This is a genomic window from Mycobacterium sp. P7213, assembly GCF_900604305.1.
Lineage (GTDB): Bacteria > Actinomycetota > Actinomycetes > Mycobacteriales > Mycobacteriaceae > Mycobacterium.
Window position 1 is genome coordinate 1 of record NZ_UWOA01000028.1, and the last position, 18,782, is coordinate 18,782.

Genomic DNA, 18,782 nt, shown 5'->3' on the forward strand with positions numbered 1-18,782 from the left:
AATTTGCCGTTGATCTGGGTGGGTGGGGTGGGCGGCGGTAGTGACCCGGGGACCATCACGGGCGTGCCCGGTGGCACCGACGGCGGGGTGGCCCCGGCGCCGCCGTCGCCGGCCTTGCCGTCCGGCGTTCCGGGAGCTTGGCCGTTGGCGCCGCCAGTGCCACCATCGGCTCCCGTCGGGGTACCGCCTGCCGGCGGTGTCTGCCCGGCTTGGCCGTTGGGCGTGCCGTCAGCTGAGCCGGCGGTCCCCGGAACGCCGTCGTCGGCTGCAGGCTCGCTGTCGGCGTCGAACTTGCGTACCACGACGTCCGGGTCGTAGCCGTCCTTGACCCGCAGGTTGGTCAGGGCCTGTTTCAGCGTCTTGGAGTAGTCATTGCGGAAGAACGTCTCGTTGTGCAGGGCCGTCTCGGTGTCGGCCTTGGCTGCCCGGCGAACCTCCTCGATATCGGCATCGCGATCCAGGCCCTGGCTCTCCAGGTCGAGGTAGTGGCCGATCAGATAGTCGGCGGTCTGCAGGTTCTCATTGAGTGACTTGACGTTGCCCCGCGAGGTCGCGCGGGCCTGAGCCAGAGCGGCGGCGATGGTCTCCAGGTCAGCGGCGATCTGGCCGAGCTGCTCGTTGGTGGCGTGCAGGCTGTCTTTGACGCGCTGGACTTCGGCGCCGTTGTTGATGGGCTGCTCGCCGTTTTCGCGGTTGTACTGGGCGAAGTGGTCTTGGGCGGTGCGGAAGGAGTCTTCGGCGGCGGTGGCCGAACCGGCGGCAGAGTGGAAGGACTGGGCCAGGAAGTTGATCTGGGTGGGGCTGCCGGCCTGCAGACTGTCATCGATCGCCCACGGATCACCACCAGCCTGCGCGACGAGGTCGTCGACATGCAGGTGCTGCAGGGAGGGACGACTCACTGTCGGGGGCCGGCGACGTCTCGCAACAGTTGGGCGTTGTGGTTGTCCATCTCGGTGAAGCCGGCGGCGGCGGTGCGCACGTTCTCGGCGATGCCGGTGAGGTTCTGGTGGTGGCTGTGCAGGGCATCGCGATGACTGTCTTTGGCGCTGCCGAGCGCCGCCTGGAAACCGTGAGCGTCATCGAAATCGCCGAACATCTTGGCGGTCACGCCGGCCACGTCGAGGCGCTGAGCACCGTCATTGGCGTGCGCGCCGGCATCGTCGGACACGTTTGCTCCGGTGCGCAACACATGGGGGTCGACGTGCATCGCCTGCCACCTTCCATCCGCTTGTGTCGAGGTCAAAGCCTACCGACGGGGGCTGAACCGTCAATTCACCCGCAGAGCTTCGGCCAGAAGCAAGGGAAAACCCTGTTTCGCCGCGGTGGGGGCGAATCCTAGGTTCGACCTAGCGGATCCGGGCAAGGCCGAGAGGGAAGGAGTGGCAGCTGTGGGCTTCAAAGATGTTTTCGTCGCGGCGGCCCTGGTCGGCACCGCCGCCGAGATGTTCAGCCCGAGCGAGCCGGGACCGCTGTTGGGTTCCTACACCATGACCGTTACCGACGGCGCCGGAATAGTCCGGGCCGGGTCGGCCTATACCTGGTTCTTGGCGCCGTGCGGCCCAGGCTGTCTCAACGTTCGCGACACCGCCATCGGCTGGGACAAGGAAGCTCACCTCGAGGGCAACAGGTGGGTATGGACCATCGATGACGGGAGGCTGACCCATTCCTTCGACCAGAAGACCCTGGCCGGGAAACTGGCCGGCTCGTCAACCACCATTTGGTGGGTGTTGACCAAGAACGCCTGACGGCAGCGGCCCGGTCACACCAGCGGGCGACCGGCGCGGATACGACGGTCGAGGTCCCACAGGATCAGGTTGAACGGGAAGCCGCGCAAGAACTGCGGCAGCACATTGTTGACTTCCCGAAGAGCGCCCATCAGCCGGTCGAACCGGCGTTGCTTGTCGGCGTCCCACGGCAGTTGCATTTCGTCGCGGAAGCGCTGCGGGAGGAAACCGGTGGTGATGAGTAGCGCCAGCCGTTCATTCGCCCGCTGCAACGGGCCGGGCAGGGTCAGGCCCCGCAGCCGGGCCGCCGCGATCGGTTTCAGGTATTCGCGGACAGCGTCGTCGATGTGGACCTTGTCCAGTTGCTCCTGCCAGTACTGGTCGAAGGCCGCCCGGTCGGCGGGCCACATGTCCTCGGGCACCTGCAGCATGGTGGCCATTGCCTTGCCCTCGTTGTGGTAATGCCGGTCGGCATGCTCGTCGTCCATCTCGCCGAGGAAGATGCGGTGGATGTCGACGTTGCCCTTGTAGAGGCAGGCTCCGACCCACAGCTGCAGGTCACGGTCGAATGCGTTGTACTTCACCGGGCTGTCGGCGGTGGATCGAACCTGTCGGTGCGCACTGTTGACCGCTTCGCGGAAGGCGGCCTTCTGCACGTCGTTGCCCTGGGTGGAAACCACCAGATAGGTGAACGTGGTGCGAGCTCGCTTTATCGGATGCAGGTCCACCCGGCCGCTTTCGACTTTGCTCTCCATCACGCCGTAGCCGACGCCGGGCCGGCCCAGTTGCATGATCACGTTGGCGGGCCCGGCCAACAACGCCACGCCCATCATCATGTTGTCTTTGCAGCTGACCTGCGGCAGCCAGGAACGCCGACGCGGGGCGGGGTGCGCATCCAGTGAGTCGTTGACCGCACGCTCCACCAGGGGAACCGGCTCGCTGATTGTCATTACTGCACCTCGCTGTAACTGGAAACGTCGGTTTCCTGATATTGCCCAGCTGTGGGCCCGGTGTCAAGATGGTGAGCGTGGTTTCCGCCGTTCCCGAGCGCCCCTACCGAGGTGTGCAAGCAGCCGATCGGCTGGCCGAGCGCCGGGAACGCCTGCTGGCGGCCGGGCTCGACCTGCTGGGGGCCCGTGAATTGATCGAGTTGACCGTGCGAGGGATCTGCCATCGGGCCGGTGTGGCGTCCCGGTATTTCTACGAGAGCTTTGCCGACAAGGACGAGTTCGTGGCCGCAGTGTTCGACTGGGTGGTCGGTGACCTGGCGACCAGCACCCAGGCCGCGGTGGCCGCGGTGCCCTATGCCGAGCAGACCCGGGCCGGCATGGCCCACCTGGTGTCTGCCATCGCCGGGGACGTCCGCATCGGCCAGATTCTGTTCAGCACGCAGCTGACCAACGCGTTGCTGGTGCGCAAGCGTGCCGAGTCCAGTGCGCTGTTCGCGATGTTGTCCGGACGCTACGTGCAGAACGTTTTACGGGTCCCGGGCAACGATCGGATCAAGGCGGCGGCGCACTTCATGGTCGGCGGGGTGGCCCAGACAATCAGTGCCTGGCTGGCCGGTGACGTGAAACTGGCGCCGGAGGAACTGGTGGACCAGCTGACCGCTCTACTGGGCCAGCTCGACGATCCGGCCCTGTTTCGGAGCTAGGCGGGATGGCGACGGCCCGCTGCGCGCGGCTTCGCCGCGCTTGCGACCACCGCTAGGCGGGATGGCGGTGGCCCGCTGCGCCCGGCTTCGCCGCGCTTGCGACCACCGCTAGGCGGGATGGCGACGGCCCGCTGCGCGCGGTGTCAGCCGCGAGGTTTGCGGTTCTTCCGCCGGATGCCGACTCCGCCCCACAACGAGAAGCCACGCACCTTGACCGTGGGTGCCCCGGGGGTGCCGGTGCCTTCGACCTGCCGGTCGAAGCCGCCCATCACGCCGTAACCGTGGATGTCGACGTTGACCTCCGGCGGCAGCAGTATGGTCTGCCCGCCCATGATGGAGTAGGCGTTGATCTCGACGTCCGGCGAGGTGAAATCGGCGTAACGCAGGTCGATGACGCCGCCGCCCCACAGTGAGAAGGTGGTCAGCCGCTTGGGCACGTTCCACCGACCGCGCCGCTCGAAGGAACTCATGATCGCCAGCAGCAACGTCGACGGCGCGGGCTTGCAGTCCCCACCGCGGTGCGGGCACACCGAGGAGCCCGGCAGGTCGGCACGCAGGCCGTCGAGCTCGTCGTAGGTCTGCGCGGCGTAGGCCTTGGCGAGCCGTGCCTCGTACTCGCTCATCGGCAACTGCCCCTGCGCGACGGCGTCGCCCAGCACCTGCGCCAACTGGATCCGGTCGGTGTCGGCGGCGCGCGACTCGGTGCCGTTGGAGTCTTGGCCACGCCGGCTTGAGTTCCTCATCGGATACCAAGCCTACGACTAACCGCGTTTGCCGCAAGCTGGGTTGGCCAAAGTGCCTATCCGGCCCAGCTGGGTGGACGCTTTTGCAGGAAAGCGAGCATTCCCTCCCGGGCCTCGTCGGAGACGAACATCCGCGCCGACGCGACACTGAGCGGCTCGGCATCCCGGTCGAACCCGGCCAGCACCGCCGCGGTGGTCAGGGCCTTGGACGCCGCCAACCCCTGCGGGGACCCCAGGCGCAGGTTGGCGACCAGGTCCGCAACGGTGGCCCCGACATCCTCGGCCGCCAGAGTTATCAGGCCGATCGCCGCGGCTTCGGCGGCGCCGAACTTCTCGCCGGTCAGGTAGTAACGGGCCGCGGCCCTCGGGGAGAGCTTGGGCAGCAGCGTCAGCGAAATTATCGACGGCGCCACTCCGATGCGGGCCTCGGTCAGGGCGAAGGTGCTGGCCGGTCCCGCGACCGCGAGGTCGCAGGCGCCGACCAGCCCCATGCCGCCGGCCCGCACGTGGCCGTCCACCGCTGCGATTACCGGGCGCGGTGACTCGACGATCGCGCGCAGCAGAGCCGCCAGCTCGCGGGCACGGTCGGCGGCCAGGTCGCCGGGTGAATCTCCGGGCTCGCCGGAGGCTTCACTGAGGTCCGCGCCGGCGCAAAACGTATTGCCGGTGTGGCTCAACACCACCACCCGCACGTCGGGGTCAGCCGCCGCGTCGCGCAGCCCGGCGTGCAGCTGAGCGACCAGCTTCGACGACAGCGCGTTGCGGTTGTGCGGCGAGTCCAGCGTCAGCCGGGCCGAGCCGTCGCCGGTGTGCTCCGGCCCGGTGTAGGTGACCAGCGTGTCCATCAGTACGACCGGGGCAGGCCCAGCGACGTCTGCGCGACGAAGTTGAGGATCATCTCCCGGCTCACCGGCGCGATCCGCGCCAGCCGGGACGCGGTGACCGCTGCGGCGATGCCGTACTCCTTGGTCAGGCCATTGCCGCCGAGGGACTGCACGGCCTGATCGACCGCGCGGGTCGATGCCTCGCCGGCGGCGTACTTGGCCATGTTGGCCGCCTCGGCAGCGCCGAAGTCATCACCGGCGTCATACAGCGTCGCGGCCTTCTGCATCATCAGCTTGGCCAACTGGATCTCGATGTGGTTCGCCGCCAGCGGGTGCGACAGGCCCTGGTGCGCGCCGATCGGGGTCTTCCACACCTGGCGGGTGGTGACGTAGTCGACGGCCTTGCCGATCGCGAAGCGGCCCATACCGACTGCGCTGGCCGCGCCCATGATGCGCTCCGGGTTCAGTCCGGCGAACAGCTGCGCGATCGCGGCGTCCTCCGAGCCCACCAGCGCATCGGCCGGCAGCCGAACATCGTCGAGGAACACCTGGAACTGACGCTCCGGGCTGATCAGCTCCATCTCGATCGGCGTCCAACTCAACCCCGGGGTGTCGGTGGGCACCACGAACAGCGCCGGCCGCAGGTTGCCGGTCTTGGCGTCTTCGCTGCGACCCACCACCAGCACCGCCTGCGCCTGGTCGACACCGGAGATGAAGGTCTTCTGGCCCTTGAGGATCCAGTCGGATCCGTCGCGGCGCGCGGTGGTGGTGATCTTGTGCGAGTTCGACCCGGCGTCCGGCTCGGTGATGGCGAACGCCATGGTCAGCGAGCCGTCGGCGATACCGGGGATCCAGCGCTTCTTCTGCTCGTCGGTGCCGAACTTGGAGATGATGGTGCCGTTGATGGCCGGCGAGACGACCATCATCAGCAACGCGCAGCCGTTGGCCGACATCTCTTCCATGACCAGCGACAGCTCGTACATGCCGGCGCCGCCGCCGCCGTACTCCTCGGGAAGGTTGACGCCGATGAAGCCGAGTTTGCCTGCCTCGTTCCACAGTTCGTCGGTGTGCTCGCCGGCGCGGGCCTTCTCCAGGTAGTAGTCCTGGCCGTAGTTGCGGGCCATCGCTGCAACCGACTCGCGCAGTGCGCGCCGTTCGTCGCTTTCGATGAAGCTGGTGTCGCTCATTGCTGATCTCCTTGTACTTGCGATGGTGATTCGGGCGCTTCGACACGGGCCAGCACGGCGCCGACCTCTACTTGGTCGCCCGGCTTGATGTCGAGTTGGACGAGCACGCCGTCGGACGGCGCGCTGATGGTGTGTTCCATCTTCATGGCTTCCAGCCAGATCAGTGGCTGGCCGGCGGTCACCTGGTCGCCGACGGCTGCACCCAGCCGGATCACGTTGCCGGGCATGGGCGCCAGCAGCGATCCCTGCGCCACCGCCGACTCCGGATCTCCGAATCGGGGCACCGCCACCAGGTGGACCCCGCCGGCGGGGGAGTCGACGTAGACATCCGAGCCGTACCGGGCGACGGTGAATGTCCGGGCGACGCCGGCCGCATCGGCCAGCACCACTTCACCCGGAGTCGACGAAATCAGGGTGACTTCGCTGCCGTTGACGATCAGCCCCGTTCGGGTGAAACGGTATTCGATGCGATGCTCGATCCCGGCGTCGTCGAGATAGCCCTTGGACTGGAAACCCGAGGCCAGGTTGCGCCAACCGCCGGGAATGGAGCCGTATACCTGCGCGGTGGCCCGATTGTGCGCCGCGTCGGCCAGCGCGGCCGCGAGCGCGCTGGTCTGCACGGTGGCGGCGTCGGCCAGCGGCGCCGACAGTTCCGCCAGTCCGTGGGTGTCGAAGAACGCCGTGTCGGTCGCGCCGTCCAGGAAGGCCGGATGGCGCAGTACGTTGACCAGCAGGTCACGGTTGGTGCGCAGGCCGTGCAGCCGAGTTCGCGCCAACGCTCCGGCCAACACGGTGGCCGCCTGCCGGCGCGTGGGTGCGTAGCTGATCACCTTGGCCAGCATCGGGTCGTAGTGGATGGACACCGTCGACCCGCTCACGATGCCGGAGTCCAGCCGGACGCCGGTGCGTCGGGCCAGTGTCTCGAACTGTGCCGCCACGGCAGGAACGTCGAGGGCGTGCACCGGCCCGGCCTGCGGCTGCCAGCCGTGGGCCGGGTCTTCGGCGTAGAGGCGGACCTCGATCGAATGTCCCTGCGCAGCAGGAGGTTCAGCGTCGAGTCGAGCGCCGTCGGCCACCGCGATCTGCAGTTCGACCAGGTCGACACCGGTGGTCTCCTCGGTGACCGGATGCTCGACCTGCAGCCGGGTGTTCATCTCCAGGAAGTAGAACTCACCGCTCTCGTCGGCCAGGAACTCCACGGTGCCCGCGCCGGTGTAGCCGATCGCGCCGGCCGCCAGCCGGGCGGCCTCGAAGAGTTTGGCGCGCATCCCGGGGGTGCGTTCCACCAACGGCGACGGCGCCTCTTCGATGACCTTCTGGTGGCGGCGCTGAATCGAGCACTCCCGCTCGCCGACCGCCCACACCGTGCCGTGCTGATCGGCCATCACCTGCACCTCGATGTGATGCCCGGTCGGCAGATAGCGCTCGCAGAACACCGTCGGGTCACCAAACGCCGACGCAGCCTCGCGCTGGGCTGCTTCCACTTCTCCTGCCAGGGAAGACAATTCGCTGACCACCCGCATACCGCGGCCGCCGCCGCCCGCGGAGGCCTTCACCAGCACGGGAAGCTGCGCTTGGGTGACGGTTGCCGGGTCGAGTTCGTCGAGAACCGGCACGCCCGCGGCGGCCATCAGCTTCTTCGACTCGATCTTTGAGCCCATCGAGGTCACCGCGGCCACCGGCGGCCCGATCCAGGTCAGACCGGCGGACTGCACTGCAGCGGCGAAGTCGGCGTTCTCGGAAAGGAATCCGTAGCCGGGGTGGATGGCGTCGGCGCCGGCGGCCTGGGCCGCGGCGATGATCGCCTCGGCGGACAGGTAGCTGGTGGTCTCCGGCAGGCGCACCTTCGCGTCGGCTTCGGCCACGTGCGGCATACCCGCATCGGGGTCGGTGTAGACCGCGACCGTGCCCAGGCCCAGGCGACGGCAGGTGGCGAAGACCCGTCGGGCGATCTCGCCGCGATTGGCCACCAGAACAGTGCTGATCATGCGAGTCCTCACATCCGGAAGACGCCGAAGTTCGACGTCCCCTCGATCGGGCCACTGGCTATGGCGGACAAACACATTCCCAACACGGTGCGTGTGTCGCGCGGGTCGATCACACCGTCGTCATAGAGCATCCCCGACAACACCATCGGCAGCGACTCGGCTTCGATCTGTCCTTCGACCATGGCGCGCATGGCGGCGTCGGCCTGCTCGTCGACCTGCTGGCCGCGGGCCTCGGTAGCTGCCCGGTTCACGATCGACAGCACGCCCGCGAGCTGCGCCCCGCCCATCACCGAGGACTTGGCCGACGGCCAGGCGAACAGAAAGCGGGGATCGTAGGCGCGCCCGCACATGCCGTAGTGCCCGGCGCCGTAGGAGGCGCCCAGCAGCAGGGAGATGTGCGGCACCTTGGAGTTGGACACGGCATTGATCATCATCGAGCCGTGCTTGATCATCCCGCCCTCTTCGTAGTCCTTGCCCACCATGTAGCCGGTGGTGTTGTGCAGGAACAACAACGGGGTGTCGGAGCGGTTGGCCAACTGGATGAACTGGGTGGCCTTCTGCGATTCCTCGCTGAACAGCACGCCTCGCGCGTTGGCCAGGATGCCGATCGGATAACCGTGCAGCCGTGCCCAGCCGGTCACCAACGACGAACCGTAGAGCGGCTTGAACTCGTCGAAATCGGAACCGTCGACGATCCGGGCGATCACCTCTCGCGGGTCGAACGGGATGCGCAGGTCTGCGGGCACAATGCCGATCAGCTCTTCGGAGTCGAACAGCGGCTCGGTCACCGGCTTGGGCTTGGGACCCTTCTTGGTCCAGTTCAGCCGGGCCACGATCCGCCGGCCGATCCGCACCGCGTCAAGCTCGTCATTGGCGAGGTAATCGCCCAGCCCCGAGGTGCGCGAGTGCATCTCGGCGCCACCGAGCGACTCGTCGTCGGACTCTTCGCCGGTGGCCATCTTCACCAGCGGCGGCCCGGCCAAGAACACCTTGGAGCGTTCCCTGATCATGACCACGTGGTCGGACATGCCCGGCACGTAGGCCCCACCGGCGGTGGAGTTTCCGAAGACCAGCGCGATGGTCGGAATGCCGGCGGCTGACAGGCGAGTCAGGTCGCGGAACATCTGGCCGCCGGGGATGAAGACTTCCTTCTGGGTGGGCAGGTCCGCTCCGCCGGATTCCACCAGTGAGATCACCGGAAGCCGGTTCTCCAAAGCGATCTTGTTGGCGCGCAGGATCTTGCGCAGCGTCCACGGGTTGGACGTGCCGCCTTTGATGGTCGGGTCATTGGCGATGATCATGCACTCCACGCCTTCGACGGCGCCGATTCCGGTGACCACGCTGGCCCCGACGTGGAACGCACTGCCCCAGGCGGCCAGCGGGCACAACTCCAAAAAGGGTGAGTCGGCATCGATCAGAGCCTCGATCCGCTCCCGGGGGGTGAGTTTGCCGCGGGCGTGGTGGCGCTCGACGTACTTGGGTCCGCCGCCGGCGAGCGCCTTGGCGTGCTCGGCGTCGATCTCCGCAAGCTTGTCGTTCAGCGCCGACGCCGCCTCGGTGTAGGCGGGGGACTTGGGGTCCAGGGTGGACTTGAGGGTGGTCATAGCCACCCCCGACGATTCAGAGCGGAGCCTGCGCAGCGATGCGGTGGGGGTACCTCCCGCTTACGGGGGAGAGGGGGAGTAATCATGATTGGTATCCAAGCGTCTTGGCGGCCAGGGAGGTCAGGATCTCGGTGGTTCCGCCGCCGATACCGATGATGCGCATATCCCGATACTGGCGCTCCACCTCGGACTCGGCCATGTAGCCCATCCCGCCGAACAGCTGCACCGCCTGGTTGGCCACCCATTCACCGGCCTCGACCGCGGTGTTCTTGGCGAAACACACCTCCGAGATCAGGAAGGATTCGCCGGCCAGCTGACGCTCGACCACGTGGCGGGTGTAGACCCGGGCCACGTCGATGCGCCGGGCCATCTCGGCCAGCGTGTTCTGTACCGCCTGCCGTGAGATCAGCGGCCGGCCGAACGTTTCGCGGTCCCGGCACCACGCCACGGTCAGGTCCAGGCAGCGTTGCGCGCTGGAGTACGCCTGCGCGGCCAGCCCGACCCGCTCGGAGACGAACGCCCCGGCGATTTGGGCGAAACCGGTGTTCTCGGCACCGACCAGGTTGGCTGCCGGCACCCGGGCGTCGACGTAGGACAGTTCGGCGGTGTCGGAGGACCGCCAGCCCATCTTCTCCAGCTTTCGTGACACCTCGAAGCCAGGCGTGCCCTTCTCGACCACCAGCAGCGACACCCCGGCCGCTCCCGGCCCGCCGGTGCGCACCGCGGTGACGACATAGTCGCCGCGGACCGCGGAGGTGATGAAGGTCTTGGAGCCGTTGACCACGTAGTGGTCGCCGTCGAGGCGTGCCGTGGTCCGCAGGTGCCCGACATCGGAGCCGCCACCGGGCTCGGTGATGGCCAGCGAACCGATCTTCGCGCCGGCCAGCGTGGGGCGGACGAACTCATCGATCAGCCGAGCATCGCCGGATGCGATCATGTGCGGCACCGCGATACCGCAGGTGAACAGGGAGGCGAACACCCCGCCTGGTGCCCCGGCCTGGTGCATCTCCTCGCAGACGATCAGCGCATCGGCGCCGTCGCCGCCGCTGCCGCCCACCTCCTCGGGGAAGCCCGCGCCCAACAGGCCGACATCGGCGGCCTTGCGGTGCAGTTCGCGCGGCAGGTCGCCGGTGCGTTCCCACTCGTCGACGTTCGGCAGGATCTCGCGTTCGACGAATCCCCGAACCGTCTTGCGGAGCGCTAGGCGCTCGGTGGTGGTCCAGATACTCACAGTCCCCCTCCTGGCAACAGCTGCTCGGGTATCTCGAGATGGCGACTGCGCAGCCATTCGCCCAGCCCCTTGGCCTGCGGGTCGAATCGGGCCTGGTAGGCCACGCCCTGCCCGAGGATGCCCTCGATGACGAAGTTCACCGCGCGCAGTTTCGGCAGCAGGTGGCGCGTCACCGGCAACGTGGCGGTCTCCGGCAGCAGTTCGCGCAACTTCTCGGCGGTCAGGGTGTGGGCCAGCCAGCGCCACTGCTCCTCGGTGCGCACCCAGACTCCGACATTGGCCGAGCCGCCCTTGTCGCCACTGCGGGCGCCGGCGATCGTCCCCAGCGGTGCCCGCCGGTTCGGGCCGGCCGGCAACGGCTCCGGCAGCTCCGGCTCGGCGGCCGGGGCGAGCTGCAGGGTCTGGGTGGCGGCGGCAATGTCGACCCGGGTGCCGTCGGCGTGCACGGCGACGTGCGGCACCTGGGTGGCATCGACGTAGCCGGGGGTGAACACCCCGTAGACCTGGCCGTCACCGGGCGGGGCGGTAACGCAGAACCCGGGATAGCTGGCCAGCGCCAGCTCGATGCCGGCAGCGGAGAACTTGCGGCCCACGTTGGCCGGGTCGGGATCGCGCACCACACAGTGCAGCAGGGCACTGGCGGTTTCCTCGGTATCGGCATCGGGGTGGTCGGTGCGCGACAGCGTCCACTGCAGCTCAGCGGGCCGGACGGTCATGGCCGCTTCGAGCTGGGTGCGGACCAGCTCGGCTTTGGCCTCGATGTCCAGGCCGGTCAGCACGAAGGTGGTCGAGTTGCGGAATCCGCCGATGCTGTTGAGCGACACCTTGTAGGTGGGCGGTGGTGCCTCGCCGGTCACGCCGGAGATGCGTACCCGGTCCGGTCCGTCGGCGGTCAGCTCGATGCTGTCCATGCGCGCTGTGACGTCGGGGTTGGCGTAGCGCGCGCCGGTCACTTCGTAGAGCAGTTGGGCGGTGACGGTGTCGACGCTGACCAGTCCACCGGTGCCCGGATGCTTGGTGATCACCGAGGACCCGTCGGCGTGGATCTCGGCGAGCGGGAATCCGGGGTGCAGCAACTTCTCGGTGGGTATCTCGGTGAAGAACGAGTAGTTGCCGCCGCTGGCCTGGATGCCGCATTCGATGACGTGGCCGGCCACCACGGCACCGGCTAGCTGGTCGTAGTCGGTGCGTGACCAGCCGAAGTGTGCGGCGGCGGGTCCCACGATCACCGATGCGTCGGTGACACGGCCGGTGATCACCACGTCGGCTCCGCCGGCCAGGCATTCGGCGACGCCCCAGGCACCCAGGTAGGCGTTGGCCGTCAGCGGGCTGCCCAATCCCAGCTCGGCGGCGCGCGGCAGCAGGTCGTCGCCCTCGACGTGGGCGACGCGGGCCGGAACGCCCAGGCGTTGCGCCAGCTCGCGCACGGCGTCGGCCAGGCCCGCCGGGTTGAGCCCGCCGGCGTTGGCCACGATGCGGACGCCCTGGTCGACGGCCAGTCCGAGGCACTGTTCGAGCTGGGTCAGGAAGGTCTTGGCGTACCCGCGCTCCGGGTTCTTCATCCGGTCGCGACCCAGGATCAGCATGGTCAGTTCGGCCAGGTAGTCACCGGTGAGGTAGTCCAGTTCACCGCCGGTCAGCATCTCGTGCATCGCGGCGTGGCGGTCGCCGTAGAAGCCCGAGCAGTTACCGATGCGAACGGCTGGTGTCATCCCCACATCCCATCCCTCAACCAACCGGTAGGTTAGCCGGTACCGCCGGTGTCGCGTCAAGGTGCGGCGAGCCGCACCGGGCCCGTCGTCGAGCCTCGCTGAACCGCTCGGCTCACGCGGCGGTCCCAGTTTCGGCTCTCCTTCGTCGAGCCTCGCTGAACCGCTCGGCTCACGCGGCGGTCCCAGTTTCGGCTCTCCTTCGTCGAGCCTCGCTGAACCGCCGGGTCCGCTATTTTGGAGCCGACGCTGGTCACCGGCTATCCTTTCGGATAGTCCCGCCGCTGGTATCGAGCGGCTCTATGCCAACAACAGGAGAGGCTCGACCATGGCCGTGCCGAAACGCAGGATGTCGCGTGCGAACACTCGTAGTCGCCGCGCGCAGTGGAAGGCTGAGGCAACCGGCCTGGTCAACGTGACGGTCGCCGGCCGTGCGCACAAGGTGCCGCGTCGCCTCCTCAAAGCCGCACGCCTGGGCCTCATCGACCTCGATCGCCGCTAAATAGGCTCCGACACGACCGGCTCCTGACCCTCCAGATCGCCTTTCGGATGATTGGATAGCACCCATGGCTACCCGGGTACTGGTTGTTGATGACGATCGCGCTGTGCGCGAGTCGTTGCGCAGGTCTCTGTCGTTCAATGGTTACTCGGTCTCGCTGGCCACTGACGGCGTCGAGGCGCTCGAGGCAATCACCAGCGATCGTCCGGACGCGATGATCCTGGACGTCATGATGCCGCGGCTGGACGGACTGGAAGTCTGTCGCCAGCTGCGTAGCACCGGTGACGACCTGCCGATCCTGGTGCTGACGGCCCGAGACTCGGTGTCCGAGCGGGTGGCCGGCCTCGATGCCGGTGCGGACGACTACCTGCCGAAGCCGTTCGCCCTGGAGGAACTGCTGGCGCGGATGCGGGCGCTGCTGCGCCGGACCACCGCCGAGGACCTGTCCGAATCGGTCGCGATGTCGTTCGAAGACCTGACGCTGGACCCGGTGACCCGCGAGGTTACCCGCGGGGACCGGCAGATCAGCCTGACCCGCACCGAGTTCGCCCTGTTGGAGATGTTGATCGCCAACCCGCGCCGGGTGCTGACCCGCAGCCGCATCCTCGAGGAGGTCTGGGGTTTCGACTTCCCCACCTCGGGCAACGCGCTGGAGGTCTACATCGGGTACCTGCGCCGCAAGACTGAAGCCGAAGGTGAGCCGCGGCTGATCTACACCGTGCGCGGAGTGGGCTACGTGCTCCGCGAGACTCCTCCCTGATGCAATCCTTCCGCCGTCGACAGGATGAAGAGGCGAAGAGGACTTCCCTGTCGCTGCGCTGGCGGGTGATGCTGCTGGCGATGTCGATGGTGGCATTGGTGGTGGTGTTGATGGCGGTGGCCGTCTACGCCGTGATCTCGGCTGCGCTCTACAACGACATCGACAACCAGCTACAGAGCCGCGCGGAGATGCTGATCGCCAGTGGTTCGCTGGCGGCCGATCCCCGCAAGGCGATCGAAGGCACCGCCTACTCCGACGTCAACGCCATGCTGGTCAACCCGGGCCGGTCGATCTATACGGCCAACCAGCCCGGGCAGCGGCTGCCGGTCGGACAGCAGGAGAAGGCCGTCATCCGCGGCGAGCTGTTCCTGTCGCGCCGCACCGCGTCCGGTCAGCGGGTGTTGGCTGTGCATCTGCCCAATGGCAGCACGTTGCTGATCTCCAAGAGCTTGGCGCCCACCCGTGCGGTGACGATGAAGCTGCGGTGGGTGCTGCTGGTCGTCGGCGGGGTGGGTGTCGTGGTGGCCGCGGTGGCCGGCGGCATGGTCACCCGAACCGGGCTGAGACCGGTGGGCCGGCTGACCGAAGCGGCCGAACGCGTGGCGCGCACCGATGACCTGAGACCGATCCCGGTATACGGCAGCGACGAATTGGCCCGCCTCACCGAGGCGTTCAACGCCATGTTGCGGGCCCTGGCCGAGTCGCGAGAGCGGCAGGCGCGACTGGTCGCCGACGCCGGACACGAGCTGAAGACGCCGTTGACATCGCTGCGTACCAACGTCGAGCTGCTGATGGCGTCCGCGGCCCCGGGCGCCCCGCAGTTGCCGGAGGAGGAGATGGCCGAACTGCGTGCCGACGCAATCGGTCAGATCGAAGAATTGTCCACGCTGGTAGGCGATTTGGTGGACCTCACCCGCGACGACCAGCGTGAGGTCGCCTACGAGCAGGTCGACGTCACCGAGGTCGTGGACCGCAGCATGGAGCGGGTTCGGCGGCGCCGCAACGACATCGAGTTCGACATCCAGGTGCTCCCCTGGCACGTGTACGGCGACGCGGCGGGCCTGTCCCGTGCGGTGCTCAACCTGCTCGACAACGCGGCCAAGTGGAGCCCGTCGGGCGGGGTCGTCGGATTGCGGATGCGGCAGCTCGACCCGACGCACATGGAGATGGTCGTCTCGGACGAGGGACCGGGAATACCGGAGAGCCAACGGGAATTGGTCTTCGAGCGCTTCTACCGGTCGGATTCCGCGCGTGCCATGCCTGGATCCGGGCTGGGGCTGGCGATCGTCAAACAGGTGGTGCTCAAACACGGCGGAGCGATCACCATCGGCGAGACCATCCCCGGTGGGCATCCCCCCGGGACATCGTTCCGGATGGTGCTACCCGGCGGTCCCACAACGGCGGAAATACCCGTCGGAGCAGTCACAGGCGCTTCTCAGTCCACGTAGGCATGGTGGTGAGGCAACGTCGCCGCAGTCGTGTCCCTAGGAGTAGGCAAAAAACATGACGAATTACCCCGGGTACGTCCCGCCGTCTCAGCAACCGGAACGGTCCAACCCGGCTGGTGCACCGGCGGCGGACCAACGCGGACAGTCCGGTTACCCGGGCCGGCCCCCGCAAGGTGCGTACCCGCCGCCCTACGACTGGCGTTACGCCCCGCACCAGAGTCAGCAGCAGTCCGCTTATCGCTCCGCCTACGACGCCACCTACGGTCGCCCCGGTGTTCCGAGCGGTCCCGGTGGGCGTGGCCCGGGCGGGGCACAGCCGAGGCGGTCCCGCACCGGCCTGGTGCTGGGGGCGGTAGCAATCGCGGCGATGTCCGGTGTGATGGGCGGTGTGGTCGGGTCGGCACTGCACTCCGATCACAAGCCGGTGGCCACCGGAAGCCACCTGCCGAGCATTCAGGCCCCGGGCGTACCGGCCGCGGTCAATCTGCCGGACGGCTCGGTGGAGAAGGTCGCGGCCAAGGTGGTGCCCAGCGTCGTCATGCTGGAGACCGATCTGGGCCGTCAGTCCGAGGAGGGCTCGGGCATCATCCTGTCGGCCGACGGGCTGATCCTGACCAACAATCACGTGGTGGCCGCCGCAGCCGCCAAGCCCGACCCGAGCACCAAGCTGGACCCGGGCGCTAAGCCCGACGGAGCTCCCAAGGGCGCCCCGAGGACCACGGTGACCTTCTCCGATGGCCGCACCGCGCCGTTCACCGTGGTGGGTACGGACCCAGCCAGCGACATCGCCGTGGTGCGTGCGCAGGGCGTCTCGGACCTGACCCCGATCACGATCGGGTCCTCAGCGGATCTGCGGGTGGGCCAGAACGTGGTGGCGGTCGGGTCGCCGCTCGGCCTGGAAGGCACCGTGACGACCGGGATCGTCAGCGCTCTCAACCGGCCCGTCTCCACCAGTGGTGAGTCGGGCAACCAGAACACGGTGCTCGACGCGATCCAGACCGATGCCGCCATCAATCCCGGTAATTCGGGCGGTGCGTTGGTCAACATGAACGGCGACCTGGTCGGCATCAACTCCGCGATCGCCACCATGGGCGGCGATTCGGCCGAAGCGCAGAGCGGTTCGATCGGCCTCGGCTTCGCGATCCCGGTGGATCAGGCCAAGCGGATCGCCGATGAACTCATCAACTCGCCGGACCACACGGCGTCGCACGCCTCGCTGGGGGTACGCGTCACCAGCGAGCGCAGCCTGCACGGCGCCAAGGTGGTCGAGGTGGTGCCTGGGGAGGCAGCCGCCAAGGCCGGTCTGCCCGAGGGCGCGACCGTTACGGCCTTCGACAAGCGCCCCATCGGCAGTGCCGACGCGCTGGTGGCCGCGGTGCGCTCCAAGGCGCCCGGCGACCAGGTGACGCTGACCTACCTAGACGCCGGCGGAGCATCCAAGACCGCGCAGGTCACGCTGGGTAAAGCGCAGCAGTGACGGGTTGCTGGGTCCGCTCGGTTCATGCGGCGGTCCCAGCTTCGGCTCTCCTTCGTCGAGCCTCGCTGAAACGCCGGCGGTAACCGGATATACGGTTGCACCCATGGAGCAGTCCCGAGAACTCGCCGGCCGCGCCCTCGTCGTCGTTGTTGACGACCGCACCGCCCACGGCGATGAGGACCAAAGTGGCCCGTTGGTCACCGAGTTGCTGGCCGAAGGCGGATTCATGGTCGACGGTGTAGTCGCCGTCGCCGCAGACCAGGTAGAGATCCGCAACGCGCTGAACACGGCGGTGATCGGCGGGGTCGACCTGGTCGTTTCGGTGGGTGGGACCGGGGTGACCCCGCGCGACGTCACCCCCGAGGCCACCCGCGAGCTGCTGGACCGCGAGATCCTCGGCATCGCCGAGGCGCTGCGGGCCTCGGGGCTGTCCGCCGGCATTGCCGACGCGGGGCTCTCGCGTGGTCTGGCCGGCGTCTCAGGCAGCACCCTGGTGGTCAACCTGGCTGGGTCCCGGGCGGCGGTCCGCGACGGGATGGCGACGCTGAACCCGCTGGCCGCGGCGATCATCGGCCAATTGTCCAGTCTGGAGATCTAGGCGGCCATGCCCGGACTCGAAGAGCACCAGTCGTCGTCGGACGAACGCGATCCCGACGACGCTCGAGAGGCTGAAGAACGCGAGCGCTGGTTGCGGGACAACATCCCGCCGCATCACGGTTGAGGTTCGACTTCGCGAAATCGCCCGTATGGACTCCACGGCGGCTATTACGGTTCGCCGTAGGCGGCGTGGCGCCGCTTCGCAGTGCATCTGTACGGAAGGGGAGTTGCGGTGCTCAAGGGGTTCAAAAATTTCCTGATGCGCGACGACGTCATCACGGTCGCCATCGGTCTGGTGGTGGCGCTGGCGTTTTCCAACCTGGTCAAGGCCTTCACCGACAGCGTGATCAACCCGCTGGTCTCGGCCGCGCAGCCCGACACGTCCGGGCTGGGGCTGGGTTACCAATTGGGGGCGGAGGGCAACGAGGCGACGTTCATCGACCTCGGTGCATTCATCTCCGCGATCATCTACTTCGTGGTGTTCATGGCCACGATCTACTTCCTGATCGTGTTGCCCTACAAGCACATCCAGAAGCGCCGCGGGACCACCGTGTTCGGCGACCCGGCACCGACCAAGACCTGCCCGGAGTGCAAGTCCGAAATCGCCGCCGATGCCAACAAGTGCAAGTTCTGCGCCAGCGTCCAGCCCGCCACCGCCGCATAGCGGGGATCAGCGCAGGGTGAGCGTGACAGCCTGACCGAGCGTGGCGCCGGCCACCGCCACCGCCGCGGTGGCCGGCAACGCCACCAGTACCACCCGGTCATCCTGATTGTGCTTGCCCGACACCGAGACCACGATCCCGCCGCTGGCGAGCACCCGAGCGGCACCTGGCGGGCCGGCGACATCCTCGGGGGCGGCCGTCACGACGTCGACCACGTCGCCGGGGCGCACCAGATCGATCAGCGCGGCGTCGGCCGGATGCACCCCCACGATGCGGGCATCGGGTCCGGCGGCCGCCTCGGTGAGCCGGCGGCCCAGCATGCGTACATCGGTGAGTATCTCGCCGCGGCGGACCGGACCGGCTGGCGTCATCTTTGCCGCCTCGGCCACATCAGTGGCAGCACCGTCGGGAACCGTTCGAGCCGAACGGCTTTCGAGGGAAAGGTCGTCGATGGTCAAGGCGGTGCCCGGCGCGATGTCGCGGCGTGCCACTACGACGTCGAGCTGTTCACCCTGCGGGTTGGAGCGCATCGCCGTGACGCCGGCCAACACCACCAGAGCGCCGGCGGTGATTCGCCGGGCGCGCACGGTGCGAGTCCAGTCCGGACGCAGTGCCAGCGAGACCCGGCTGGCAAGTGTGGGGTTGAGCGAGTCGCCCATGGCGCCACGCTAGGCG

Annotated in this window: 19 protein-coding genes; 8 read left to right on the forward strand and 11 right to left on the reverse strand. The window is 68.0% G+C overall.

Going from position 1 to position 18,782, the window contains the following annotated elements; genetic code table 11:
* The coding region (locus EJK91_RS12325; protein ID WP_444850817.1) for a putative alpha/beta hydrolase at positions 1 to 899 on the reverse strand (899 nt) is incomplete at its 3' end.
* Positions 896 to 1,207, reverse strand: a complete 312-nt coding sequence (locus tag EJK91_RS12330; RefSeq protein WP_125079067.1) for a DUF2563 family protein — start codon at positions 1,205 to 1,207, stop codon at positions 896 to 898. The genes EJK91_RS12325 and EJK91_RS12330, both read right to left, overlap by 4 nt.
* Before the next feature lie 181 nt (positions 1,208 to 1,388).
* Between EJK91_RS12330 and EJK91_RS12335 the strand changes: the two genes are divergently transcribed.
* Positions 1,389 to 1,745, forward strand: a complete 357-nt coding sequence (locus EJK91_RS12335) for a hypothetical protein (RefSeq protein WP_125079068.1) — start codon at positions 1,389 to 1,391, stop codon at positions 1,743 to 1,745.
* Between the two features lie 14 nt (positions 1,746 to 1,759).
* On the opposite strand, the gene EJK91_RS12340 is transcribed toward EJK91_RS12335, so the two are convergent.
* Positions 1,760 to 2,674, reverse strand: coding sequence for an oxygenase MpaB family protein (locus EJK91_RS12340; RefSeq protein WP_024443581.1), 915 nt, complete (start codon positions 2,672 to 2,674; stop codon positions 1,760 to 1,762).
* Positions 2,675 to 2,742: 68 nt separating this feature from the next.
* On the opposite strand from EJK91_RS12340, the gene EJK91_RS12345 reads away from it, so the two are divergent.
* Positions 2,743 to 3,378 carry a TetR/AcrR family transcriptional regulator gene (locus tag EJK91_RS12345; RefSeq protein ID WP_024443582.1) on the forward strand — a complete coding sequence of 212 codons (636 nt, stop codon included), beginning with the start codon at positions 2,743 to 2,745 and terminating at the stop codon, positions 3,376 to 3,378.
* Positions 3,379 to 3,521: 143 nt separating this feature from the next.
* On the opposite strand, the gene EJK91_RS12355 is transcribed toward EJK91_RS12345, so the two are convergent.
* The 7 genes from EJK91_RS12355 to EJK91_RS12385 form a co-directional block, all read right to left on the reverse strand.
* Complete coding sequence (locus EJK91_RS12355; protein ID WP_125079069.1) at positions 3,522 to 4,121, reverse strand: DUF1707 SHOCT-like domain-containing protein; 600 nt, start codon at positions 4,119 to 4,121, stop codon at positions 3,522 to 3,524.
* 56 nt (positions 4,122 to 4,177) lie between these two features.
* The gene (locus tag EJK91_RS12360) at positions 4,178 to 4,966 is read right to left on the reverse strand and encodes an enoyl-CoA hydratase family protein (protein WP_046300996.1); all 789 of its coding nucleotides are present in this window, start codon (positions 4,964 to 4,966) and stop codon (positions 4,178 to 4,180) included.
* Positions 4,966 to 6,132, reverse strand: coding sequence for an acyl-CoA dehydrogenase family protein (locus tag EJK91_RS12365; protein WP_024443587.1), 1,167 nt, complete (start codon positions 6,130 to 6,132; stop codon positions 4,966 to 4,968). The genes EJK91_RS12360 and EJK91_RS12365 overlap by 1 nt, the downstream gene beginning before the upstream one ends.
* Positions 6,129 to 8,120, reverse strand: a complete 1,992-nt coding sequence (locus tag EJK91_RS12370) for an ATP-binding protein (protein WP_125079070.1) — start codon at positions 8,118 to 8,120, stop codon at positions 6,129 to 6,131. Before EJK91_RS12370 ends, EJK91_RS12365 begins: the two co-directional genes overlap by 4 nt.
* A gap of 8 nt (positions 8,121 to 8,128) precedes the next feature.
* Positions 8,129 to 9,724, reverse strand: coding sequence for an acyl-CoA carboxylase subunit beta (locus tag EJK91_RS12375; protein WP_125079071.1), 1,596 nt, complete (start codon positions 9,722 to 9,724; stop codon positions 8,129 to 8,131).
* Positions 9,725 to 9,806: 82 nt separating this feature from the next.
* A complete protein-coding gene (locus tag EJK91_RS12380; RefSeq protein ID WP_125079072.1) occupies positions 9,807 to 10,955 on the reverse strand; it encodes an acyl-CoA dehydrogenase family protein in 1,149 nt (382 codons plus the stop codon).
* Complete coding sequence (locus EJK91_RS12385) at positions 10,952 to 12,667, reverse strand: acyclic terpene utilization AtuA family protein (RefSeq protein ID WP_125079073.1); 1,716 nt, start codon at positions 12,665 to 12,667, stop codon at positions 10,952 to 10,954. The genes EJK91_RS12380 and EJK91_RS12385 overlap by 4 nt, the downstream gene beginning before the upstream one ends.
* 325 nt (positions 12,668 to 12,992) lie before the next feature.
* Here EJK91_RS12385 and rpmF point away from each other — a divergent pair, with 325 nt between their 5' ends.
* The 6 genes from rpmF to EJK91_RS12415 all read left to right on the forward strand — a co-directional run bounded on the left by rpmF (position 12,993) and on the right by EJK91_RS12415 (position 18,109).
* On the forward strand, positions 12,993 to 13,166 hold the full coding sequence (rpmF, locus tag EJK91_RS12390) for a 50S ribosomal protein L32 (RefSeq protein ID WP_024442852.1): 174 nt from the start codon (positions 12,993 to 12,995) through the stop codon (positions 13,164 to 13,166).
* A 64-nt stretch (positions 13,167 to 13,230) separates the two neighbouring features.
* A complete protein-coding gene (locus EJK91_RS12395; RefSeq protein WP_024442851.1) occupies positions 13,231 to 13,923 on the forward strand; it encodes a response regulator transcription factor in 693 nt (230 codons plus the stop codon).
* Positions 13,923 to 15,371 carry a HAMP domain-containing sensor histidine kinase gene (locus EJK91_RS12400; RefSeq protein WP_024442850.1) on the forward strand — a complete coding sequence of 483 codons (1,449 nt, stop codon included), beginning with the start codon at positions 13,923 to 13,925 and terminating at the stop codon, positions 15,369 to 15,371. The genes EJK91_RS12395 and EJK91_RS12400 overlap by 1 nt, the downstream gene beginning before the upstream one ends.
* Before the next feature lie 55 nt (positions 15,372 to 15,426).
* Positions 15,427 to 16,848, forward strand: coding sequence for a S1C family serine protease (locus tag EJK91_RS12405; protein WP_125079074.1), 1,422 nt, complete (start codon positions 15,427 to 15,429; stop codon positions 16,846 to 16,848).
* 103 nt (positions 16,849 to 16,951) lie between these two features.
* Positions 16,952 to 17,446 carry a MogA/MoaB family molybdenum cofactor biosynthesis protein gene (locus tag EJK91_RS12410; RefSeq protein WP_024442848.1) on the forward strand — a complete coding sequence of 165 codons (495 nt, stop codon included), beginning with the start codon at positions 16,952 to 16,954 and terminating at the stop codon, positions 17,444 to 17,446.
* A 231-nt stretch (positions 17,447 to 17,677) separates the two neighbouring features.
* Positions 17,678 to 18,109 (forward strand): large conductance mechanosensitive channel protein MscL, encoded by a 432-nt coding sequence (locus EJK91_RS12415; RefSeq protein WP_125079075.1) that lies wholly within the window; start codon positions 17,678 to 17,680, stop codon positions 18,107 to 18,109.
* 6 nt (positions 18,110 to 18,115) lie between these two features.
* Here EJK91_RS12415 and EJK91_RS12420 read toward each other — a convergent pair whose 3' ends face one another.
* Positions 18,116 to 18,766 carry an SAF domain-containing protein gene (locus tag EJK91_RS12420; RefSeq protein WP_125079076.1) on the reverse strand — a complete coding sequence of 217 codons (651 nt, stop codon included), beginning with the start codon at positions 18,764 to 18,766 and terminating at the stop codon, positions 18,116 to 18,118.
* Between the last annotated feature and the right edge of the window lie 16 nt (positions 18,767 to 18,782).